The following is a 23,697-nucleotide window of genomic DNA, read 5'->3' as shown; positions in this document are numbered from 1 at the left end:
GGCTCACGGCGTAGAGGACATCAAATCATTTAACGAATGCGCGTTTGTGAATGGGCATGAACCGACATCACCATACCCATGCCGGTGAGCAGCACCACAGCTGAGGTGCCGCCGTATGAAAGCAGTGGCATCGGCACGCCCACGACAGGCAACATGCCGGCGATCATGCCGCCATTCACCATCACATACACAAACATCGAGAGACCAAACGTTCCCGCGAGCAACCGCGAAAACGTGTCGCGTGCTTCCACAGCGATCCAAAGACAGCGTGCAATCACCAACAAATAGAGTGTAAACGCGAGCGCTACACCGATCCAACCGAACTCTTCGCTCAAGACAGAGAACAGAAAGTCCGTAGTGTGTTCTGGCAAGTAATCAAGATGCGATTGCGAACCCTGCCCCCAGCCTTTGCCCGTCCATCCGCCCGAGCCGATCGCAATCTTGGATTGCGTGATATTCCAACCCGAGCCCAACTTGTCCATTTCCGGATGCAAGAAGTTCAAGATGCGGTCTTTTTGGTATGAGCGCAGAAAAAACATCCAGGCGATGGGCGCACTGACCGCAACACCGCCGACTGCAGCGCCAAACCACCACCATGGCAAGCCGGCAAGAAACAGCGTAAACACAGCGCTGGCCGTAATCAGCATGGCCGTGCCGAAGTCCGGTTGCAACAAAATCAAGCCGACGGGCAGGCCCACCACGACGCCGGCAGTCAGCACGGTGCGTAAGCGCGGCGGAAGCACGGCATCGTGCAAGCACCAAGCCAACATGAGCGGCAAGCTGAGCTTTATCAGCTCTGACGGTTGGAAATAGAACACACCCAAGTTGATCCACAAATTGCCGTGACGACCTTGCCCGATCAACAGCACAGCAACCAATGGCAACAAGGTGAGGACGTAGAGATACGGCGCAATCGAACGCAAAAACGGGGGCGTCATGCGCGAAAAAATCCACATCAAGCCCAAGCCAATGACAAAGCGCGAGCCTTGCGAGATCACCATGCGCGTGCTGTGATCACCTGCGCTAAACAAAGTGACCAAACCGAAAATCATCAAGCCCACTAAAGGCACCAACAACGCTAGATCAATCGTGCGCAGAAAACGCTGTACATGCCGCGCAACGAGTAAGAGCAGCGGATTCATGGCCCGCCTCCGCTGACTGAGCCCTGCACATCTGCGAATCGTGGATCCGTGGCGGGTGTAATGGTGACTTTGTTGTTGGGATCAATGCGGGAGCCATCCGGCATCACGCCGTTGATCCATGCATCCATCACCTTGCGAACAATCGGTGCGGCTGTGTCAGCGCCATAACCGCCGCCTTCGACCGCAACAACGACTGCAATCGTCGGGTTGTTTGCTGGTGCATAGGCCTCAAACAAGGCGCGATGCCGCAAATGCATGGGTAAGCTACGCGGATTCACAGCTGCATTGCCCCGTCGACTCACCACCTGTGCCGTACCTGTCTTACTTGCGATCAGATACGTGAGTCCAGAACGAATATTGGTGGCAGTGCCATGTCCGTGCACGGTGCCAATCATGCCTTCGCGGATCACTTGCAGGTTGGATGGGCTGGTGCTGATACGAACGGGTTCGGTCAAAGGCGTCTCAACCCACTGCGCGGTGGGCCCGCTGCGGGTTTCTTTTACAAAATGCGGGCGACGCAAATAGCCGCCATTTGCCAATGCACCTAAGGCTTGCACGAGCTGAAGCGGGGTCACCTTCCATAGACCTTGGCCGATACTCGCGTTCACCGTTTCAAACGGATACCAGCGACGGTCGCCTTTCATGTTGTTGCGCTTCCATTCGGGTGACGGCAAGATGCCGGCGATTTCGCCCGAGAGATCTACACCGGTTGGCTTACCAAACCCGTACAGATCAAAGTACTTCACCATCTTGTCGATGCCCATATCGAGCGACAACTTGTAGTAATACGTGTTGACCGACTCGTAGATGGATTTGCGCACATCGGTGAGGCCATGTCCGCCGCGATGGGAATCGCCGAATCCGCGACGACTGCCAGGCAAATAGAACATCCCCGTCGACATCACCGTATCTGACGGCGTGCGTGTACCGCTGTCTAATCCTGCCAACGCAAGAAAGGGTTTGATCGTTGAGCCCGGCGCCACCCCGCCCAACACGGCGCGATTGAACTGCGGGCGCGATGGATTTTCTTGCAAGGCCTTGAAGTCTTCGTGCGAGATGCCATTGACGAAGAGATTCTCGTCGAACGAAGGCAGACTGACCATGGCGAGGATCTCTCCCGTGCGCGGGTCGACTGCAATACCGGTGCCTTCCAAGGTACCGAATGCTTCGACCATGGCGCGCTGCAAATCCAGATCGATCGACAGCTTCAAATCCTGGCCGGCACTCGCAGGTTCAGTGCCCAAAGAACGCAAGGGGCGGCCGTCCGCATTGGTTTCAATGCGCTCGTAGCCCACCTTGCCACGCAACGAATCTTCGTAATAGCGCTCTAGGCCGGACTTACCGACGTGACTGATCGCGCCTTCAAGATTGCCCAAGCGTTCTTTATCTTTTGCATCGACGCGACCGACATAGCCGATGACGTGCGTAAACAAATCGCCATAGGGATAGATGCGTCCGAAGTACGGCACCACATCCACCCCGGGGAATCGCCATCGATTCACCTCGAAAACGGAGATGTCCGCTTCAGTCAATTTGAGTTTAAGCGGCACGGGGCGATGTGAGCGCCCCGTTTCGCGCGCCTTCTTAAAGGCAGCGATTTCGTCTTCCGACAACGGCACGATGGTGGCGAGTTGCTTCAGCAAGGTGTCGATGTCGCCGGCTTCTTCCGGCATCACATCCAAACGGAACTCAGGGACGTTGTCCGCCAATACACGCCCCTTGCGATCAAGGATCAACCCGCGACCCGGCACGATGGGGCGTGGCTTGATGCGATTCGCCTCGGATTGCGCTGCATAGGTTTGGTGATCGAGAACCTGAAGCTTGAAGTACCAGCCCGCTAAGACGATCAAACATAAAGCGACGACTGCGAAACCCAAGAAGGCACGCCGACGAAATTGCTCTACTTCGAGCGAAGCGTTTTTGACCGGCCGGCGGCGCTCCCGAAGCACTTAGCGTTTCCTGAGTCGAATGGCATCAAGCAATGCAAACGTCGGCACCCACAGCACGGCCGTCACGATCACCGAGCCCCAGTAGTGCCATGGCGCGGCCAAACCATGCGTGGCGACATGCACCGCCGCGGCAACGATTCGGTCATTGATGAGCAATGCAGCCAGCACCAACGTCTGCTGCCAGCCCGGATAGAAATTGAAACGTGCGCGGAATCGTCCAAGCAAGAACGTAAAGACGACCAAGCGCAATGCGTATTCGCCAAGGACCGTCCCTACAACCAGATCCATCAACACGCCGAAGACAAACGCGACACCCAGGCCCACGCGTTCCGGCTCTTCAATCGTCCAGAACGCGATAACCAAGAACAGCCACAAGGGTCGGTACGGCAAGAGCACGGCGGGCATCGGCAAGATCGCCAAGACCAACGCGACCGACAAAGACACAAAAATCAGCAAGAACCGATTGCCGCGAATCATGGCGCGGTCTCCGTCGCTGGCGGATTCGCTGCGGGCGATTTAGGTGAAATCGGCACGTTCTTCGGCAGCATCGCCTCTGCCGGAATTTGCACATTGACCGTATTGACCTGCGCCGGTGTCGTGCGCACAGGCACCAATACCGTGTTGAGCAACAACACATCGCGGCCGCGATCCATCAACGCAGCGGGTTTCAAATCCCCTTCAACAAACGCGCGCGACACATCAGGATGCAAACGCGTGACTGTGCCGACTGGAAAGCCCGGCGGAAAACGTCCGCCAATGCCCGAGGTTTGCACCACGTCGCCGACTTTGATGTCGGCTGATCTTGGAATATTCGCCAAAGTGAGATGGTCCGCGCGACCGTAGACAATCAATCGCATGCCCGTGCGAACCACTTGCACTGGTACCGCATGATCTGGATCGGTCAACAACAACACTGAGGCCGTCGTTGGTTTCACTTCCGTCACTTGGCCTAACAAACCACCTGCGTCGATGACCGGCTGTCCCACACGCACACCTTGATTCGCACCAATGTCGAGCATCAAGCGTTGACGTGTCGGATCCAAATCAACATCAAGGATTGGTGCCAATTGCACACTGAACTTTTCTTCTTGTGCCACACCAAGCAACGCACGCAAGCGGGTGTTCTCAGCTTCGGCTGACGCCAAACGCGCGACGCGCGCGCTGCTGATCAGCAAAGCATTGCGCAAGCCCGCGTTGTCTTTCACCAACTGTTCGCGAGACACGGCATTTTCGCGCGCGGCTTTACCTAAGCGCGCCGGTGTGCCCGCAATCTTCCAAAGGGGTTGAATCAAGAATTCCGCTTGTGAACGTACGATCCGCAACCAACCGCCTTGATGGTCGGCTGCGATCAGCGCGATGCAGACCGCAAACCAAGCCAGTAGGCGCAGGGTTTCTGCGATGTTTTCAGTATCGTTCGAATCCGGGCCGGCGTACGAAGACACGCCGCATCAATAGTTCGAGAAGAACTCATTACCGTGCATGTCGAGCAATTCAAGTGCTCGGCCGCCCCCGCGTGCCACACATGTCAATGGATCGTCCGCGACTTGCACGTGCAAACCTGTTTCTTCGCCCAAGAGTCGATCAAGATCGCGCAGCAACGCACCGCCACCCGTCAATACGATGCCGCGCTCGGCCACGTCCGCGCAGAGTTCCGGCGGCGTTTGTTCGAGTGCTTGCTTCACGCCCGCGACAATTTGTTGCAAGGGTTCGCGCAATGCATCGAGTACTTCGGTGGAGTTGATCGAAATCACCTTAGGCACGCCTTCCGACAAATTACGACCCGAGATTTCCATCGTGCGCATTTCTTCTTGCGGATAGGCGCAGCCGATTTCGATCTTGATGCGCTCTGCCGTGGCTTCACCAATCAACATGCCATGGTGACGACGCACGTACGCAATGATGGCGTCATCAAAACGATCACCGCCCACACGCACGGATTGCGCATAGACGATACCGTTCAATGCAATCACGGCCACTTCGGTGGTGCCGCCACCTACATCGATGACCATCGAACCGCGCGCCTCAGTGACCGGCATGCCGGCACCGATCGCGGCGGCCATGGGTTCTTCGATCAGCGACACATCACGTGCACCTGCTTCCAGCGCGGATTCTTTGATCGCGCGTTGTTCGACTTGGGTCGAACCACTCGGCACGCAAATCAGCACGCGCGGGCTCGGACGCAAGAAGCGGCTCTTGTGCACTTTGCGAATGAAATGCTTGAGCATTTCTTCGGTATAGGTGAAGTCAGCAATCACGCCGTCTTTCATCGGGCGGATGGTCGACAAGTTACCCGGTGTGCGGCCCAACATTTGTTTGGCGTCGGAACCGACTGCTGCAACCGAACGGGCGCTGCCCTGACCGCGATCTTGGCGCACCGCGACGACCGAAGGTTCATTCAATACGATGCCCTGGCCGCGCACGTAAATCAGGGTGTTGGCCGTGCCCAAATCGATGGACAGGTCATTTGAAAACATACCGCGCAGCTTTTTGAACATCGTTTGGGGGCTCTGGGAACGGGAGGGGAAACCAAGCGATAAATGCTAACAAAAAAGCGGCGCGCTGATGTTGTAAATTCGTTGCCACTTCGGCGCAGATTGGCACAAAACGGCGCGTTTGGTTACGCTATGCACGATTGCCAAGACTCTTTGATCGGACACGATGTCTACACTTATCTGCGGCTCGCTTGCATACGACACCATCATGGTGTTCCCGGACCAGTTCAAGAACCACATCCTGCCGGACAAAGTGCACATTCTGAATGTGTCGTTTTTGGTGCCGCGTATGCGCCGCGAATTTGGCGGCTGTGCCGGCAATATTGCGTACAACCTAAAGCTTTTGGGCGGCAAACCCGTGCCCATGGCGACCGTGGGCGAGGATTTCGGCCCCTATCGTGCCTATTTCCAGGCCTTGGACATCCCGATGCACTGCGTGCGCGAGATGCAGGGGACGTTCACGCCCCAAGCCTTCATCACCACCGATCACGACAACAACCAGATCACCGCCTTCCATCCGGGCGCGATGATGTTCAGCTACGAAAACCACGTGAAAGATGTGCCCGGCATCACACTTGGGATCGTGGCACCGGACGGACGCGACGGCATGCTGCAGAACGCGCGCGAGTTCCACGCTGCGGGCATCCCCTTCATTTTTGACCCCGGCCAAGCCATGCCGTTGTTCAATGGCGAGGAATTCCGCGAGTTCATTGAATTGGCGGATTACGTGATCACCAACGATTACGAATCCAATTTGCTGCAAAACCGCACGGGCTGGGACGAAGCGACGATCTCGTCGAAGGTCAAGGCCTACATCACCACCCGCGGCCCGAAAGGGGTCGATATTCACGTCGGTGGCGAGACCATCCATGCGCCGCCCGCCGTTGAAAAGGCCGTCGTCGATCCGACCGGCTGTGGCGATGCCTTCCGTGCCGGCCTGATCTTCGGGTTGGAAAAGGGCTACGACTGGCCGACCATCGGCCGCATCGGCAACCTGATGGGTGCGTTGAAAGTGAGCCATCCGGGTACACAGAATCAGCGCTTCACCTATGCAGAATTTGCAGCGGAGTTCGAACGGCAGTACGGCTACGCGCTGTAAGCGAGGCGTAACGCGTCTGTCTGACTGCGCGCCAAAACTGAATCTTTCGTGGATGGCGCTCACGCAAGAGCGCCCATGTTCATGTGCACCTGCATAGCCTTGGGGCGTTACTTGCGCAGAGGATGCAACCATGAAACTTCTAAAACCCGTGCTCGTCAGCGCTGCAGCACTCGTCGTGTCTTTGGCAATGTCGCCTGTGATGGCGCAAAGCACGCCTGCGGGACAAGTGCGCAGCATCAAAGAAAACGTCAAGCAAGATGCGCATAGCGTTTCCAGCAATATCAAGCAGGATTGGCGCGACCTAAGAAGCGGCAATCTCAAGTCTGCACATGCGCGCCACAAACGCGTGATCAGCCGGGATCATCAGCGCCATAAACGCGCAATTCGTCGATCGCACGAGCGGCGTATGACGGCGGCGCAGTGCCTAGTTCGCTATGGCAAGTTTGATTGTCAGCGCCGCGGATACCGATACTCGCGCAGCTAACGGCTCACACAAGCGCTGGTTTTTCTAATCGTTCTCTTCGACAGGGCAAGCAAACGCCTTGCTATAGAAACCCGAAGGGTCGAAGCAACAGACCCGCTTCTTCCCGTTCTCGAGCATGTCAATCGCATTTGCCGCGCGTTCGCGCTTGGTGGCGTCTTGCTTGGCGGACGCCATCCAATGGACCCAATCAATCTTAGCCAGCGTGGTGGTCGCATCCCAAGTCGCCTGTGCGGACGGACTCTTTTTCAGTAGCGCCGCAAAGTCTTTGGGAAGCGTCGGATCTGGCTGCTTCTCAAGTGTGCTCAGCGTAAACCCCGCGCTTGCCTCAGTTGAAAGCTTCTCGCCTTTCACGACACGCGGCGGAAGGACAAACCAGTGGCCAAGTTTTCCGTCGGGCTCCATCAGCGCATCGAAGCTGCTGTCGCCGATGCCGATGCGCGCCGTCATTCTGCCGCGACGCAAATGGGATTTGCTGAGCTCGGGCGGCACCTTGGCAAAAGAGAAAGCCTTCCCTTCTGCTTCGAAAACGGGACTGCTAAAAGTAGCGGGCGGGTGCTTGGCAGACATTCAATCATCTCCCCAAATAACTTAGCGCCAGTTTGGCATCCGATCCGGATCAAGCCCACCCGATTCGAACGTGGCGGTATGCATCCCTGAGCCTTTGATCGGCAATTCAATTTTTATGATGCGCGAATCCTTGAACAGCTTCCACAGCTTCGGCTGATCGTTGATAAACATGGAAATCGCCTCAGTCGTATCCGGACGTTGTCCCGGGATGACGTACGCCTTCTCATCAGCCGTGACTTTCAACTGACAGCCCTTCCAGCAATCAAAATCGGCGCGATCAAGAATCACGTACGCACTGCTGCCCCACTCGGGATGGTCACGAAAAATCAACAGCACCGATGAACGTCCATCCGGCGTGTCGACTTTTTCTTTTGCGTACATCGCGGCAGTGATTTGCTCGCCTGTCTTTTCCGGATTGCGCTGATAGTCCCACAGCGCGGCCACGCGGCGGTCTTCGCGTTTGATATCAGACTTCGCTTTAAGCGCGTCGTAATCCGCAAGGACGGCTGCTTCTGCTTTCGTACCCGCGTAGTCGAATCGCAAGGTGTCCGCTTGCACACGCGCAGTTTCCCAGTCTTGGCCGGTCATGGCAGCTTTGTAGCGTTCAAGAATGGGGGCTGCCGCTGCCTCGCGTTGTTGCGCGAGCGCGGCCGCCTCGGCCTTTTCATCCTTGCAGCCGGCGAGGGCTGCAAGGATCGTGAGTGCGAGAAAAACCCGCTTCATTACTTCGTTGTGCCCTTCTCAGCGTCGGCAATCACGCTTTCGACGCTGCCCGTGGTGATCGGGTGGTAGCCCGGCTTGGCTTTGGCGAACACTTCTTTTGCAAACGCCAAACCGTCTGGCGTTTTCACCAATGCACCATAGGTCGGCATGATCAATTTACGGCGACCCACGCGTTCCAAGAATTTAGCGATCTCAGGACGCGCCACGGTGTAATTGTTCTTCACGGTTAGCGGATACCAACGCATGGCGATTTCGCCATTCGGTGTGCCGGTGAATTTGTATGCAGCGTCCAAAGCCTTGAGCTGTTCTTCAGACATCGTGTCTGGCAAGCCTTCGACGAAGTGCACCCATTCTTGTGTGCTCCATTTCGACGTTGCCACCTTGTCAGGCAAGGTCTTGCTGTCGATCCACGCCGTACGTGCCTTGTCGACCGCGTCGAACTTCGCGGAATCCGTCTTCGGCGCGTCTGCCGGAATACCCGGCTCATACAACCATTGATCGACCTGCGCCATGGTGACCTTACCCGGGTGCTTGTCGATCAAGTTTTCCTGCAAGTACTTGCGGAAGGTGGACGTCGGGATGCTTTGGAAAGCAAAGTGATCGAAGTAGCCCCGCAAGAACGGATCAAACACTTCGCGTCCGTAAGCCTTTTCGAGGTACTGCATGAACCAGGCACCCTTCGTATAAACCGTTGCGCTGGACGAACCATCCGGATCCGCCAAGGTGCCGGGCTTCAACGACAAGCGTTGCAGCGCCGGATCGAGCGTCTTGTATTCCTTGGTCAGCTCGTCACGGTCGATCTTGTTTTCCATATCCTTGGCATCGATGCCATACAGATCTTCAGTGATGCGGCTCTGCACATAGGTGGTGAGGCCTTCGTTCAACCAAGAATCCTTGTCGGTCGCAAAGGTCACCAGATTTCCTGACCAGCTATGCGCCAATTCATGCGCAATCAACGACACCAGCGACTTGTCGCCCACGATGACGGTAGGCGTCGCAAAGGTGATGCGCGGATTTTCCATACCGCCATAAGGGAAGGACGGCGGCAGCACGAGCATGTCGTAACGGTCCCAACGGTATTTGCCATACAGTTTTTCGGCCGTGACGATCATCTTTTCGGTGTCAGCGAATTCAGCCGTGGCCTTGTTGACCATGGCCGGCTCTGCCCACACGCCACTGCGCTCGCTGATCGGCTTGAACACCAAATCGCCTGCGGCAATCGCCATCAAGTAAGACGGAATCTTTTGCGGCATCTTGAAGGTGTAATCACCGTCACGTGCGGCCTTCGGATCGTTGTCGGCGCTCATCAACACCATCGTGTCTTTCGGGCTGGTGACATGTGCCGTGTAGGTAAAGCGAATCATCGGCGTGTCTTGCAAAGGCACCCACGAACGCGCGTGGATTTGTTGCGATTGGCTGAACATGAAGGGCGTCTTCTTGCCTTCCGTCATCGATGGCTCGAGCCATTGCAGGCCAGATGCGTTCGGCGACGTTGCATAAGTGATACGCACCTTCGCGGGCCGGTTCGGCGTTTCAATCGTGAGCTTGCTGCCAAGAATCTTGTCGGCGGCATCCAATTTGAACTTCAGCGGTGCCCATGCGCCATTGGCGTCTTCGCCTTCGACCTTTTGAATGTCGAGGTCACGGGTATCCAAGGTCAGTTCGGTGGCGCTCTTGTCGACCCAGTTCAAACCCAGGGTCGCGGTACCGCTCAAAATCTTCTTGCTGAAATCGATCGCGAGATCCAGTGCCACATCCTGTGTCTGCACTTTGTCCGGCTGCGCATACGAATGTTCGTCGACGACCTTGTCGGCGGCGACTGAATCGGACTTAACTGCAGCAGTGTCCGAAGCCGACGCATTGGCGGCTGCATTTGAGGTTTTGTTGTCAGGGCAGCCTGCAAGCAAAACACTGGCAACGGACAGGGCAATCAAACTGGGACGCATGGGACGACACCTCGACGATGGGGAAACCCCGAGTGTAACCTCCGCGGTGTGACCTCCCCTGACATTGGTCACGACACCTTTGGCACATTCATTCAAAAAGCGTTAGCGGCACGCTATGCCGAAATTAACCAAAGACACGCGCCATGAAGCTGCCACGACGCCACGTACTCGCCCTCGCCCTCGCCTTGGCCGCCTCTCCCGTTTGGGCGCAGCAAGTGAATGGCAACGCCATTCCGTCCATCACCACCGAGCCCACCATTGACGGTGTGATCAACGAGGAAGAGTGGAAAGACGCGCTGCCGATTTCCTTGAACTATGAAATCAGTCCGGGTGACAACAACACCCCGACCACCGCAACGCATGTCCGCGTTGCGCACACCCAAGATGCGTTCTTGGTGTCATTCATCGCCGAGGACCCGAACCCGAAGGAAATCCGCGCGCACTTGCGCGACCGTGACCAGTCTTATCGCGACGACTTCGTCGGCATGATGATGGACACCTTCAACGACCAACGCCGTGCTTACGAATTCTTCGTCAATCCGCTCGGCGTGCAAATGGACTTGATCAAAGAAGAAGTCACCGGCAACGAAGATGACAGCTGGGATGGTCTATGGACGAGTGCGGGCCGCATCACCGAGCGCGGTTATGAGGTTGAAATTCGCATTCCGTTCTCAACCTTACGCTTTAACAACACCGATTCAACACGCACTTGGGGCATTAGCTTCTTCCGGGCACGTCCGCGCGACAAGCGCTATCAGATCGCCAATCAAAAAGTGAGCCGCGACGCAAACTGTTTCTTGTGCACATTTGAAAAGTACGAAGGCTTTCAAGGCGCGAAGCAAGGCCGCAATCTGTTGATCGTGCCAACGGTCACCACGACGAATGTTGAAACGCGCAGCCCGGCCGATCGCAAATGGACGGGTGAAGGCGTGGATATTTCGCCGGGCTTGGACGTGGCTTGGGCGCCGACGACCAACCTCACCTTGAACTTGACCGTGAACCCCGACTTCTCACAAGTGGAATCGGATTCGTCGCAGATCGATTTGAGCAGCAACTTCGCTTTGTACCAGCAAGAAAAGCGCCCCTTTTTCTTGGAAGGCGCTGACTATTTCAATTTCCCATTCCAAGTGTTGTACACCCGTCAGATTGCGAATCCCGATGCAGGCATTCGTCTGACCGGCCGCAGCGGCGCGGGCACCTTCGCCGGTTTGCTTGCGCGTGATGCCACTACACAGTTGTTGTTGCCGGGCCCGTTGGGCTCCAACTTCACCGTGATGGATCAGAAGTCGAATGTGTTTGCCGGTCGCTATCGCTACGACTTCAGTAAAGAACTGAGCGTCGGCTTGATCAGTACCGCGCGCACTGGCACCGATTACAGCAACGTCGTCGTCGGCTCGGATTTCAACTATCAGAAAGGCCCGCACACCTTCAGTGGTGAGGTCATGCGCAGCAGCTCGAAGTACCCGGTCTCTCTCGGACTCCCGGAGCAAGAACCGGCAGGCAACGTGTACTCATTGGGCTATAGCTTTAATAACCGCAACTACGGCTTTAACACCTACTACACGAAGATCGACCCCGGCTTCCGCGCGGACCTCGGCTTCATTGGTCAGGTCGGCTACGAGAAAGGTTTGGTGGGCGGCAGCCGTGCCTGGTATCGCGACGGCAAGAAGATTCACAAGATCAGGCTCTCGGGTGACTATGACGTCACCTATCGCTACGACGGACAGATGTTGGAAAGCGAGTGGGAGTTGAACCTTAACTTCAATGGTCCGATGCAAAGTAGCTTCGGCGTCGTACCGCTGGTACGCAAGCGCTACTGGAACGGCCAGATGTTCAACGAGAACTATCTTCGTCTGTTGGCAAGCTTCATTCCCGGCCCTTGGTTGGAAATCGGCGGCAATGTGTCCAATGGACGTTCGATTGACTTGGCGGCCTCACGCATCGGGCGCGCCACCATTTCGGAACTCTGGGGCACAGCGGCAATCGGCCAAGGCTGGATGTTCAACTTCTCGGTCTACAACCAAACCTTGCGTCGTGATGGTGGCAAGGCGTTCTCGGCGAGCTCTTATGACGGCACGCTGAGCTGGCAGATCGATCCGAAGCAACGCGTTCGCTTGTCGATGCAAGGCAATCAAGTGGACCGTGAGCCGGCCTTGTATCCCTTCCCGATTCAGCGCCATTCGCGCAACTTGGCCGCCCAGTTGATCTATTCGTACAAGGTCAACCCACGCACCGCGCTGTTCATTGGCGGCGCCACGGGAGGCTACGTGAGCGACAAGCAGAGCACCTTGTTCCAAGATTCGCGCGGCGTGTTCATGAAGTTCAGCTACGCCTGGGCACCGGAGTTCTGAGGCATAGGGGTGCGATAATGCCCCTATGAACGAATCCAACAGCAACGACACCACACACTTCGGCTTCCGCGACGTCCCTAAGGGCGAGAAGCAGAAATTGGTCGGCCGCGTATTCTCGTCGGTCGCCGACAGCTACGACCTCATGAATGATTTGATGTCACTCGGCATTCATCGGGTTTGGAAACGCTACTTCGTTGCCACCGCTTCCGTGTCGAAGGGTGATCGCGTGCTGGACCTCGCAGGTGGCACCGGCGATATCGCTGCGCTGCTGAAAGACCGCGTCGGTAGCGAAGGTGAAATCGTCTTGGGCGATATCAACGGCGCGATGCTTCGCGTGGGTCGTGACCGTATGACCAATCGCGGCAATGTGCGTGGGTTTGAATACGTGCAAATGAACGCAGAAAACCTGCCGTTTCCAGACAACAGCTTTGATCTGGTCACGATCGCGTTTGGTCTGCGCAACGTCACGGAGAAAGAAGCGGCGTTGAAAGAAATGCATCGCGTGCTGAAAGTCGGCGGGCAAGCACGTGTGCTTGAGTTCTCCGAAGTCACCGCTGAGTGGTTCAAGCCCATCTATGACTTCCATTCGTTCAAGATTCTGCCGCGCCTTGGCAAGCTATTTGCGAACGATGCGGAAAGCTACCAGTACCTGGCCGAGTCGATTCGCAAGCATCCGTCGCAGGCCGTGCTTGAAGGCATGATGACCGACGCCGGTTTTGCGCGTTGCGACTACCGCAACCTGTCTGGCGGCATCGTCGCCATCCATACCGGCTACAAGGTCTGAGCATGAGTACCCCGAAAGACGACAAAGCGCTCACCTCTTTCCGTGAGAGCAAATGGCGCTATTCGCAGTTCGTGGTGCTCGGCCTGGTCGTCGCCCTCGTGGTGAAGTGGTTGTCCAGCATCGGCTGGGCAGCCTCGCTACTGATCGGGGCTGCCGTGGGCGCAGGCTATTACTGGTTGGAACGCCGCAGAGGCGTGATTTAAAGGATATAGCGACTCAAGTCCGGGTCCTGCACCAGTTCGCCCAGATGTGCATCGACGTAGGCGTGATCAATCACGAGTGCGCCGCCTTTGTCCGGGGCATCGAAGCTTAGCGTTTCGAGCAGACGTTCCAACACCGTATGCAAGCGACGTGCACCGATATTTTCTTGGCGTGCATTCACCGTCGCGGCAATTTCCGCGATGCGATCGATCGAATCTTCGCTAAACGTCAGGCTCACCGCTTCGGTGCGCATGAGTTCTACGTATTGTTTGGTCAATGCGGCTTTCGGTTCCGTCAGGATGCGTACGAAGTCTGCTTTTTCGAGCGGCTGCAGTTCAACACGGATCGGAAAGCGACCTTGCATTTCAGGGATGAGGTCGCTGGGCTTCGCCAAATGGAATGCGCCTGAAGCAATAAACAAGATGTGGTCAGTTTTGACCGGTCCGTACTTGGTGCTGACCGTTGAGCCTTCCACCAAGGGCAGCAAATCGCGCTGCACACCTTCACGGCTCACGTCTGCGCCCTGACCTTCACTGCGCTTCGCAACCTTGTCGATTTCGTCGATGAACACGATGCCGTTTTGCTCGCACGATTCAATTGCAGCTTCGCGGACATCATCTTCGTTGACCAAGGCCGCGGCTTCTTCGTCTTGCAAGACGACGCGCGCAGCTTTGACAGTCAACTTACGCTTCTGGGTTTTGCCGCCAGACATCTGCGAGAACATCGACCGCAGTTGCTGACCCATTTCCTCCATGCCGGGCGGCGCCATGATGTCGACGCCGACATTGAGCGTGGTTTCGATTTCGATCTCGCGTTCGTCCAATTCACCTGCGCGCAGTTGTTGACGCAATTTCCTGCGTGTGTCGTTGTCGATGGCCGACGGCTCGTGACTGGTGTCGACGTTTTGGAAGCCAAAACCGCCAGGCGCCGCACGTTTCGGTAGCAAGGCATCGAGTACACGGTCTTCCGCGCGTTCTTCTGCCTGCGTGCGCACGCGTTGTTTGGCCTGCTCGCGATACATCTTCACTGCGGTATCGGCGAGATCACGAATGATCTGCTCCACGTCTTTGCCGACATAACCCACTTCGGTGAAGCGCGTCGCTTCCACTTTGACGAAGGGCGCGTTTGCCAAGGTCGCCAAACGACGTGCAATTTCAGTTTTGCCCACGCCGGTCGGGCCGATCATGAGAATGTTCTTGGGCATCACTTCATGGCGCAGGGCATCGGGCAATTGCATCCGGCGCCAGCGATTACGCAGCGCAATCGCAACCGCGCGTTTGGCTTGTTGTTGACCGATGATGTGGCGATCGAGTTCTTGCACAATCTCGCGCGGAGTCATCGAAACGGTGTCCATGTCGAAGGGCTTTTTCATAAACGTCTGTGGCACCTAAATTAGTGGATCAGTCAGTCGGATAGCGCTTGCATCGCGAGCTCGAAGGAACGCACGCGCGCAGCGGGATCGTAAATATTTGCAGTCAGAATCAGTTCGTCCGGATGATGACGGGCGATCAATGATTCGATGCCTTCGCGTACTTGCGATTGGGTGCCGAGCACTGACACCGAAAGTGCTTGCTCCACACCGACGCGTTCTGCAGGTGACGCAAATGTGTTGAATGCCTCGGCGCTTTCAAGCGGCGGCGGCAATTTTCCAGGCTCACCCCGACGCAGTCGCGTAAAGGATTGCTGCACACTGGTGAAGAGTCGACGCGCTTCGGTTTCAGTGTCTGCGGCAACGACGTTCACCGCCAACATCACATGCGGCTTTTGCAAGCGCGCAGAGGGTTTGAATGTGCGGTGATAGATCGACAAGGCTTGATCCAACATCGCTGGCGCGAAGTGCGACGCAAATGCATAGGGCAAGCCCAAAGCCGCCGCAAGCTGTGCACCAAAGGTGCTTGAACCCAAGATCCAGGGTTCTACGTGTGCACCGGCACCTGGCACGGCTTGCACGGTTTGTCCGACACGCGCGGGCTCAAGCAAAGCCAGTAACTCTTGCACGTCTTGCGGAAACTCTTCCGCAGAGGCGTAGTAGCGACGGAGTGCCTTCGCTGCGGCGCCGTCTGTGCCTGGCGCACGCCCCAAGCCTAAATCGATCCGGCCGGGATACAAGGCATCCAAAGTGCCGAACTGTTCCGCCACTTGTAGCGGCGCATGATTGGGCAACATCACACCGCCCGAGCCCACACGAATCGTGCGCGTGTGCCCGGCGATGTGGCCGATCAAGATCGCGGTTGCTGCACTCGCGATGCCCGGCATGTTGTGGTGTTCCGCCAACCAATAGCGGCGATACCCGAGACGTTCAGCCGCCTGTGCCAGCGCGACAGAGTTTTGAAAGCTGTCAGTTGCGGTGGCACCTTCGGCGATCGGTGCCAAGTCCAACACCGACAACGGAATCAACGGCGTGTGCATTAGCTGCGACCCACTTCCGGCGCAATCGATTCAAGCGCTTCGTAGACCACATTGTCATTCGTGTAAATGCACACCGAACCTGCAATGTGCAGCGCTTCAGTGGCGATTGCGCGTGCATCCAAATCGGTATGTTTCATCAGTGCGCGGGCGGCGGATAAGGCATACATACCACCAGAGCCGATCGCAATAATGCCGTCTTCGGGTTCAATGACGTCGCCCGTGCCACTAATCACCAATGACGTTTCTTTGTCGGACACGGCGAGCAAGGCTTCGAGCTTTCCGAAGCGCCGTTCAGTGCGCCAGTCCTTCGCCATTTCAACTGCGGCACGCGTCAGTTGGCCGTGCTTCTGCAATTTGGCTTCGAACAGTTCAAACAATGTGAACGCATCGGCTGCGGCGCCGGCAAAACCCGCCAGGACCTGACCTTGCTCACCCAGTCGGCGCACCTTGCGCGCGTTGGATTTCATCACGGTGTGACCCAATGTGACTTGACCGTCCCCCGCGATGACCACTTGGTTACCGCGACGCACCGAACAAATCGTGGTGGCGTGAAAAACACCGGGGTTTTGACTCGGATCCATGGCTGCTCCTTGTTGAACTCCAGACATGGGGTTCAAGCGCAGGAGACTCAAGCCCTACTTTTGTGCCGGTTTGCGTTTGGCGCGCGGGTGGGCTTCGTCGTACACCTTCGACAGGTGCTGGAAATCAAGGTGTGTATAGATTTGCGTGGTGCTGATGTCGGCGTGCCCCAGCAACTCCTGAACGGCTCGCAAATCGCCCGAGGATTCCAAGACATGGCTGGCAAAGCTGTGGCGCAGCAAGTGGGGATGGACGCGCTTGAAAATGCCCTGCCGTAGCGACAATGCGCGCACGCGCTTTTGCACCGCACGTGTGGTCAGAGCGGCACCCTGACGCCCCGAAAAAATAAACGCATTGCCATCATTGGGTGCGGACGCTGCTTTCAGGTCGCTCAAAGCCTGCAAGGCGTGCGAGCCTACGGGCACCACACGTTCCTTGCTGCCTTTACCCAGTACGGTGACCAAACCGGCCTCCGCATCGAGTGACGACCACCGCAAACTACACAGCTCCGAAACGCGCAGACCGGACGAATAGAAGAGTTCCATCATGGCGCGATCACGAACGCCGAGCGGCTCGCATGTATCCACCGTCACCAGTTGTACCGCTTCGTCGACGTCCAACACTTGCGGTAGCTTTCTCGCGGCTTTCGGGCCGCGAATGCCTGCGGCGGGGTTGGCAGCGATCACAGCGTTTTTCAACAGCCATTGAAAATAGCTGCGCCATGCAGAAAGTTTGCGCTGCACGCTTTTGGCTGAAAGTCCGCGTCGATGGGTTTCCGCAACGCAGGCGCGCACATCTTCCGCACCCAAGTGTTTGACGTCACGCGAGATGGCGGCCGCATACGCATCTAGCAAAGCCAGATCACGCGTATAGGCATCAACCGTATGCGGCGACATGCCGCGTTGATCGCGCAGGTGCGCTATGAAATCACCGGTGCCGTGCACCGCACGCGCCTCAGTCGAAACGCGCGAGTGCCGTACCCAAGGCCTCGCCCATCATGCGCACAAACAAAGTGCCCATGCCCGGATAGAAGCGGTTCGGATCTTTACTACCCACCGCCACCAATGCGCGTCCATACACGGGAATCAAAATGCTGGAATGCACTTCATCTGCGTACGCGCCATAGAGCGCGGCGTGCTTGTCTGCGTTCAGGCGGCCTGACAAAGGATCGCCTTCACGCATGCAGTCTTTGAAAGGACCTTGTTCCAAGCTGTCTGCCGGCAATGCGCCGTACCACGACGCAGATTCAATGCCTGCAATCGAATCGACGGTCAGAATGCGAATGCGATCGCCGTGGAAGTCTTCAGCCAAAATCGCCGCCATCACCTTCAATGTGTCGGCAGCCGTGGTTTGTTTCATCAAGGCCAAGGTGAGCTGATGCGTGCGCACGGCAAGACGCTCGTTCTCTTGCGCGTTCAACGCAAGCTCGTGCAGTCGACGATTCAACTCACGGTTCTTGTCGCGCAGTACGTCCAACTGATAGCTGGCGAGCGATGCAGTGGGGCCGTCATCGCGCGGCACCACCAAGGTGAGCGCAAGGTCAGGGAACTGCTGAAGAAATGTCGGGTGCCTGCGCAACCACACGGCCACTTCATGCGCACCCAATCGTTCTTCGTTATCGCTCACGTAGTTTGTCCTTCGAATTCGAATTCGCCTTCAAACACGAAAGCGGTTGGCCCGGTCATCATCACGGAATGTCCGTGCTGCAACCACTCTATCTGTAACGTGCCGCCCGGTAAATGGACGTTGACCGAGCGATCGACGCGACCATGCTCCATCAGCACGACTGCCGCCGCACATGCACCGCTGCCGCAGGCTTGGGTTTCGCCTACGCCGCGTTCGTACACACGCAGCGAAATTTCATTGCGCGCTTTCACTTCTGCGAAGCCCACGTTGACCGAGTCGGGGAAATGCGCGCTGGCTTGCAGCGCACGCGCCAACGTTGCAATCTCCATCCCCGCCAAATCTTTGACTTCAATGACCGCGTGTGGATTGCCCATCGACACTGCACCCAAGGTCACGTCCGCAAGATCCCGCAATGACAGCGTGTATTGGTCCTGCATCTCTGAAAATCCCAACAAGGGGATATCGCGCGGTGTGAATTCAGGCACGCCCATGGAAATTTGAATGTGGCCATTGCCCACGCCATGCGCACGATGGACGCCCGAGGGGCTTTCCAAATGCATGGTCTTGTTCGGTTCGACCGAACCGTCACGCAACAACCAAGCCGCCACACAACGCGCACCATTGCCGCACTGCCGTGCCTGCGAGCCATCCGAATTCCAGATTTGGTAGGCGGCGTCCGCATTGCTGTGTTTTGCGGCATAGATGCCAATGATCTGATCGCAGCCCACACCCAGCCTTCGATGGGCCAGCAGCCGGCAACGCTCGGGCGTGAGCTCGAACGGATCTGTCCGTTGATCAATGATCACGAAATCGTTGCCGATGCCGTGCATCTTGCTAAAACTTAGAACAGACATGGCTTACTTTGGATCGGGCGTTGGAGTCGACTCAGTGGCAGGCGTCGACGTGTCTGCAGGTGTCTCTGCAGGTTCGGTCGGCGTCGCTTCGGGTGGCATTGCAGGCACTGCAGGCGCGGCGGTGCTGGTTTCAACCGGCACGGGCTTTTGCGGCATCACCAATGGACCCTTGTTGCCGCAAGCGGACAGACACAGGGCAGTGGCCAAGATCAGGGGGAGTGTGTACTTCATTTTGCCGATTTTAGCCTTAATGAGTGACTGACAATTGGCCCAACATAAACGCAAACTGCTCGGCGACTTCTTGATATCGGTTGAAGCGGCCCGATTGACCGCCGTGGCCCGCGTCCATATTGATCCGGAACACCACCGGAAGATCGCCTGTATCAAGCGTGCGTAAACGCGCGACGTATTTTGCCGGTTCCCAATATTGAACTTGGGAATCCCACAGGCCGGTCCCGACGAAGATGGCCGGATACGGACGCGCCACGAGATTATCGTAGGGCGAGTACGACAGCATGTAGTCGTAGGTCGCAGCATCGGCTTCCGGATTTCCCCACTCGTCATACTCATTGGTGGTGAGCGGAATGCTGGCGTCCAGCATCGTGGTCACGACATCTACAAAAGGCACCTGCGACAAGATGACGCGATAGTCCTCCGGCGCCATATTGGTGATCGCACCCATCAGCAGGCCACCCGCGCTACCGCCCATGGCGGCAACGCGATCTTTCGCGGCGTAATTGTTTTTCACCAACCACCGCGTGACATCGATGAAATCGGTGAAGGTGTTTTTCTTGTTAAAGAGCTTGCCGTCCTCATACCACGCACGGCCCAACTCTTGTCCGCCACGGACATGCGCGAGTGCATAGACCATGCCGCGATCAAGCAGGCTCACGACCGAGCGGCTGAAGGCGGGATCGGTAGACGAGCCGTAGCTGCCATAGCCATATTGCAGCAAGGCCGCAGTGCCATCGCGTTTGAAATCTTTGCGAAACACCAGTGACACCGGGATTTGCACTTTGCCATCGCGCGCGGGCACCCACACGCGTTCTATCGCGTAGGCCGCAGGATCAAAGCCCGGCACCGCCTGCTGTTTCAAGGTGCGACGTTCGCCTGTGCGGGTATCGATTTCATAAGTGGTGGGCGGCGTGGACAGCGATGTGTAGCCGTACCGCAGGACGGTCGCTTCCGGCTCGGAGTTCACATCCGGCCAGATCGAATACGCGGCTTCATCCGTGCGCACAAACGTGGTCTCACCCGCCTGCAACAAGCGAATTCGCTCAAGCCCGCCACTACGCTCCGCAATTGCGGTGAACGTATTGAACAGTTCAACACCTTCGATCAGCACGTCTGGATCATGGGCGACCCAATCGACCCATGCCTGCCGCGAGGATGACGCACTTGGCGCCGTCACCAGCTTGAAGTTGGTCGCACCATCGGCATTGGTGCGAATGACCCAACGGCCGTCGATGTGATCGGCGTTGTATTCAACATCACGTTCGCGCGGCGCAAGTACGGCGAACGAACCGGGGTGCGCCGCGGATGTATAACGCGTTTCGCTCGTAACGGTGCTTTCCAATGCGATGACAATAAATTGGTCATCGCGCGTACGGCCCAAACCGATATAGAACGAATCGTCGGGCTCCTCATAGACCGTCACATCCGCACTTGGATGCGTGCCAAGCACATGCTTCTTAACGCGCTTCGTCAGCAAGGTGTCGGGATCGTTCTCGATATAAAAAAACGCGTGCCCATCGTCCGCCCACACGCCATCGCCCGCCGTGCCAGGAATCGCTTCCGGCAAGACCGTGTTTGAGTCGAGATCTTTCACATAAAGCGTGTACTGGCGTCGGCCATTGAGGTCTTCGCCGTAGACGACTTTGCGACCGTCCTGGCTGACTGAGCGGCCACTGATCTCGAAGTAGTCGTGATGCGCCGCCATGGCGTTGACGTCAAACAGGATGATCTCGTCTGAAAAATCGCCTTTCGCATTTGCAGCTTGAATGGAGAGGGCATCCACATTCGGCCCATCCTTGCGACGGGCGTAGATCGGGTAGTCCTTGTCGGTGACATAGCGCGCGTAGTACCACCAGCCCAATTCACGATAAGGCACCGAGCTTTCATCTTGATCGATGCGCGCAACGATCTCCTTGAACAGGGTGTCTCTTAGATCTGCGAGCGGTGCCATCACGGCATCGGTATAGGCATTTTCCGCTTGGAGATGCGCGAGCACCGCCGGGTCTTCGCGTGAATCATCACGCAACCAGTAGTACTCATCCAAACGCGTGGCGCCGTGCGGCGCCTTCACTTCATGAAGGCGCTTTTCGGCGCGAGGACTGTGCAAACTCATTTTTTGCTCAAGGATTTCCACAGGAACGCATAGGTAAGCGCAGTGGCTTTGGCGGCAAGTTCGTTGGTCGACCCTGCACCATGTCCGCCTTCGGTGTTTTCGAAGTACATGACATCCTTGTTAGCGGCCAACATCTTCGCCGCCATCTTGCGGGCATGACCCGGATGCACGCGATCATCGCGCGTGGTGGTGAAGATGAAAGTCGGCGGGTAGTTCTTCGATGCATCAAACAAGTGGTAGGCCGAGAACTTTTGGATATAGGCCCACTCCGCCGGCACGTCCGGATTGCCATATTCGGCCATCCAAGAAGCACCCGCCAACAAATGGCTATAGCGCTTCATGTCGAGCAAAGGCACTTGAATGACGACACCGCCGAACAACTGCGGATACTGCGTCAGCATGTTGCCGGCCAACAAGCCGCCGTTGCTGCCGCCCATTGCGGCGAGGTGCTGCGGCGACGTGATCTTATGGTTCGACAATTCTTCTGCAACCGCAGCGAAGTCTTCGTACGCTTTGTGACGATTTTGCTTCAGTGCCGCTTGGTGCCATGCAGGCCCATACTCGCCACCGCCACGGATATTGGCGACGACATACACACCGCCGCGTTCCAGCCATGCCTTGCCGATGCTGCCCGAGTAGCCGGGTGTAAGCGACACTTCAAAACCACCGTAGCCATACAGCAAGGTTGGATTCTTGCCGTCGTGTGCGACACCCTTCTTGTGCACGATGAAGAACGGCACTTTGGTGCCATCTTTAGATGTGGCGAAATGTTGTTCGACCACCAAGTTGTCGGCGTTGAAGAACTTCGGATTTTGTTTGAGCACTTCGGGTGCTTTGCCAATCTCCGCCAAGGCCAACGTGGACGGCGTGATGTAGTCGGAGTAACTCATCCACAACGCATCCGATTCATCGGCGTCTACCGCTGACACATTGACGGTGCCAATTTTCGGTGCGCCAACGAAATCAGAGGTCTTCCACGCCTTTCCGTCGTGTTTCATGACGATCAAGCGATTCTTCACGTTGTCCAACACATTCAAGACGAAATAGTTTTTCGTCGGTGACACGCTGGCCAATGAGGTGGTGGCAGTCGGTGTGAACAGCACGTCGAACTGACGCCCACCCTTCATGAAGGCATCAAAATTCGCTGCCAACAGCGAGCCAGCTTTGTAGGTTTTGCCGCCGGCCTTCCAGTCGTCGCGCAATTCAAGCAACAACCATTCGCGAACCACGGTCTTCCCCACCGAGTTCGGCACATCAATCTTCTTCAGCGCGTCGCCATCACGCAGATAGAGTTCGCTGTTGTAAAACGCCAGATTGCGTGACACGAAATCGCGTTCGAAGCCGGGCGTGTCGTCGTGATAAGCACCGACGGACATATCCTCGTTCTTGCCTTCGTAGACCACCTTCGCACTTTCCATCGGCGTGCCGCGTGTCCAAACACGCGCCGTGCGTGCATAGCCAGAGGTGGTCATCGAGCCTGCGCCGAAATCGGTGCCCACGTACACGTGATTTTCGTCGATCCAGCTCAAGTCACCCTTTGCAACCGGCCTTTCAAAGCCGCCTTTGACGAAGGTCTTCGTGTTGAGATCGAACTCGCGCGTGGTGTCTGCATCCGAGCCACCAGGTGACAAGGAGACCAAGCAACGCGTGTATGCCGGACGCAAGCAGGAGGCGCCATGCCATACCCAATTCTTGCCTTCAGCTTTGTTCAGCGCATCCAAATCGAGCACGGTTTCCCATGTCGGCGATTTCTTGCGGTATTCGGCGAGCGTTGTGCGACGCCAAATGCCACGCACATGCTGTTTGTCTTGCCAGAAGTTGTAGTAGTAGTCGCCGATCTTGCTGACGCCAGGAATCTTGTCATTCGAATCCAAGACCGCAAGGATGTCGTTGTACAGGGACGTGTACATCGGCGATTCGCCGAGTGCCTTCTCGGTGCGGGCATTTTGCGCGCGAACCCATTCCATCGGCTTCGCGCCGTTGATATCTTCAAGCCATTGATACGGATCTTCTTGCTGCATAGGTGTTTGCGCGTGCGCTCCGGATGCCATGGCGGCAGACAAAGCACCAATCCACCAATAACGACTGAGCATAACAAGACCCTTTGAAGTGAACGACCCTAAACGCTACCATGCGCGGCGCCG

General features: G+C 56.8%; 21 protein-coding genes and 1 pseudogene. 5 read left to right on the top strand and 17 right to left on the bottom strand.

Annotated elements, in window-relative coordinates:
• Positions 1-29: 29 nt before the first annotated feature.
• From rodA to G7069_RS05185, 5 genes and pseudogenes are all read right to left on the bottom strand, one after another.
• Entirely contained in the window at positions 30-1,142 is a 1,113-nt protein-coding gene (rodA, locus tag G7069_RS05205; protein WP_166295009.1) for a rod shape-determining protein RodA, read from the bottom strand.
• Positions 1,143-1,198: 56 nt separating this feature from the next.
• Positions 1,199-3,091 (bottom strand): annotated as a pseudogene (mrdA, locus tag G7069_RS05200) (penicillin-binding protein 2); the annotation flags it as partial.
• A complete protein-coding gene (mreD, locus tag G7069_RS05195) occupies positions 3,092-3,568 on the bottom strand; it encodes a rod shape-determining protein MreD (protein ID WP_166295005.1) in 477 nt (158 codons plus the stop codon).
• Positions 3,565-4,533, bottom strand: a complete 969-nt coding sequence (gene mreC / locus G7069_RS05190; RefSeq protein WP_166295003.1) for a rod shape-determining protein MreC — start codon at positions 4,531-4,533, stop codon at positions 3,565-3,567. The genes mreD and mreC overlap by 4 nt, the downstream gene beginning before the upstream one ends.
• Positions 4,534-4,539: 6 nt before the next feature.
• Complete coding sequence (locus G7069_RS05185; protein ID WP_166295001.1) at positions 4,540-5,586, bottom strand: rod shape-determining protein; 1,047 nt, start codon at positions 5,584-5,586, stop codon at positions 4,540-4,542.
• 163 nt (positions 5,587-5,749) lie between these two features.
• Between G7069_RS05185 and G7069_RS05180 the strand changes: the two genes are divergently transcribed.
• Together G7069_RS05180 and G7069_RS05175 are read left to right on the top strand one after the other, a co-directional pair.
• Complete coding sequence (locus G7069_RS05180; protein ID WP_166294999.1) at positions 5,750-6,682, top strand: carbohydrate kinase family protein; 933 nt, start codon at positions 5,750-5,752, stop codon at positions 6,680-6,682.
• A 130-nt stretch (positions 6,683-6,812) separates the two neighbouring features.
• Positions 6,813-7,166: a hypothetical protein gene (locus tag G7069_RS05175; RefSeq protein ID WP_166294997.1), complete on the top strand. Its 354-nt coding sequence runs from the start codon at positions 6,813-6,815 to the stop codon at positions 7,164-7,166.
• 24 nt (positions 7,167-7,190) lie between these two features.
• Here G7069_RS05175 and G7069_RS05170 read toward each other — a convergent pair whose 3' ends face one another.
• From G7069_RS05170 to G7069_RS05160, 3 genes are read right to left on the bottom strand one after another with little or no spacing between them, the layout of a single operon-like run.
• Positions 7,191-7,733, bottom strand: a complete 543-nt coding sequence (locus tag G7069_RS05170; RefSeq protein WP_166294995.1) for a YdeI/OmpD-associated family protein — start codon at positions 7,731-7,733, stop codon at positions 7,191-7,193.
• A 21-nt stretch (positions 7,734-7,754) separates the two neighbouring features.
• Positions 7,755-8,456, bottom strand: a complete 702-nt coding sequence (locus tag G7069_RS05165) for a lipoprotein (protein WP_166294993.1) — start codon at positions 8,454-8,456, stop codon at positions 7,755-7,757.
• Positions 8,456-10,402, bottom strand: a complete 1,947-nt coding sequence (locus G7069_RS05160) for a M1 family metallopeptidase (protein WP_166294991.1) — start codon at positions 10,400-10,402, stop codon at positions 8,456-8,458. Before G7069_RS05160 ends, G7069_RS05165 begins: the two co-directional genes overlap by 1 nt.
• Positions 10,403-10,545: 143 nt before the next feature.
• On the opposite strand from G7069_RS05160, the gene G7069_RS05155 reads away from it, so the two are divergent.
• The 3 genes from G7069_RS05155 to G7069_RS05145 are packed head-to-tail and all read left to right on the top strand — an operon-like array spanning position 10,546 to position 13,740.
• The gene (locus G7069_RS05155; protein ID WP_166294989.1) at positions 10,546-12,753 is read left to right on the top strand and encodes a carbohydrate binding family 9 domain-containing protein; all 2,208 of its coding nucleotides are present in this window, start codon (positions 10,546-10,548) and stop codon (positions 12,751-12,753) included.
• A 25-nt stretch (positions 12,754-12,778) separates the two neighbouring features.
• Complete coding sequence (gene ubiE, locus G7069_RS05150) at positions 12,779-13,537, top strand: bifunctional demethylmenaquinone methyltransferase/2-methoxy-6-polyprenyl-1,4-benzoquinol methylase UbiE (RefSeq protein ID WP_166294987.1); 759 nt, start codon at positions 12,779-12,781, stop codon at positions 13,535-13,537.
• 2 nt (positions 13,538-13,539) lie between these two features.
• On the top strand, positions 13,540-13,740 hold the full coding sequence (locus G7069_RS05145) for a hypothetical protein (protein ID WP_166294985.1): 201 nt from the start codon (positions 13,540-13,542) through the stop codon (positions 13,738-13,740).
• Here the strand turns inward: G7069_RS05145 and hslU are convergent.
• The 9 genes from hslU to G7069_RS05100 are packed head-to-tail and all read right to left on the bottom strand — an operon-like array spanning position 13,737 to position 23,604.
• Positions 13,737-15,110 (bottom strand): ATP-dependent protease ATPase subunit HslU, encoded by a 1,374-nt coding sequence (gene hslU, locus G7069_RS05140; protein ID WP_240912642.1) that lies wholly within the window; start codon positions 15,108-15,110, stop codon positions 13,737-13,739. The genes G7069_RS05145 and hslU overlap by 4 nt on opposite strands.
• A gap of 32 nt (positions 15,111-15,142) precedes the next feature.
• Complete coding sequence (locus G7069_RS05135) at positions 15,143-16,135, bottom strand: LLM class flavin-dependent oxidoreductase (RefSeq protein WP_166297553.1); 993 nt, start codon at positions 16,133-16,135, stop codon at positions 15,143-15,145.
• 11 nt (positions 16,136-16,146) lie between these two features.
• On the bottom strand, positions 16,147-16,728 hold the full coding sequence (gene hslV / locus G7069_RS05130) for an ATP-dependent protease subunit HslV (protein WP_166294983.1): 582 nt from the start codon (positions 16,726-16,728) through the stop codon (positions 16,147-16,149).
• Between the two features lie 54 nt (positions 16,729-16,782).
• On the bottom strand, positions 16,783-17,622 hold the full coding sequence (gene xerC / locus G7069_RS05125) for a tyrosine recombinase XerC (protein WP_240912656.1): 840 nt from the start codon (positions 17,620-17,622) through the stop codon (positions 16,783-16,785).
• A gap of 58 nt (positions 17,623-17,680) precedes the next feature.
• Positions 17,681-18,352 carry a DUF484 family protein gene (locus G7069_RS05120; RefSeq protein ID WP_166294979.1) on the bottom strand — a complete coding sequence of 224 codons (672 nt, stop codon included), beginning with the start codon at positions 18,350-18,352 and terminating at the stop codon, positions 17,681-17,683.
• Entirely contained in the window at positions 18,349-19,206 is an 858-nt protein-coding gene (gene dapF / locus G7069_RS05115) for a diaminopimelate epimerase (protein WP_166294977.1), read from the bottom strand. Before dapF ends, G7069_RS05120 begins: the two co-directional genes overlap by 4 nt.
• A 3-nt stretch (positions 19,207-19,209) precedes the next feature.
• The gene (locus G7069_RS05110; protein ID WP_166294975.1) at positions 19,210-19,437 is read right to left on the bottom strand and encodes a lipoprotein; all 228 of its coding nucleotides are present in this window, start codon (positions 19,435-19,437) and stop codon (positions 19,210-19,212) included.
• Positions 19,438-19,453: 16 nt separating this feature from the next.
• A complete protein-coding gene (locus G7069_RS05105; RefSeq protein ID WP_166294973.1) occupies positions 19,454-21,553 on the bottom strand; it encodes a S9 family peptidase in 2,100 nt (699 codons plus the stop codon).
• Positions 21,550-23,604, bottom strand: coding sequence for a prolyl oligopeptidase family serine peptidase (locus G7069_RS05100; protein WP_240912655.1), 2,055 nt, complete (start codon positions 23,602-23,604; stop codon positions 21,550-21,552). The genes G7069_RS05105 and G7069_RS05100 overlap by 4 nt, the downstream gene beginning before the upstream one ends.
• Positions 23,605-23,697 lie beyond the last annotated feature (93 nt).

The organism is Lysobacter sp. HDW10, assembly GCF_011300685.1.
Taxonomy (GTDB): Bacteria; Pseudomonadota; Gammaproteobacteria; order Xanthomonadales; family Xanthomonadaceae; genus Solilutibacter.
The sequence above is the reverse complement of the archived record's forward strand: the minus strand, read 5'-3'. Positions and strand labels throughout refer to the sequence as shown.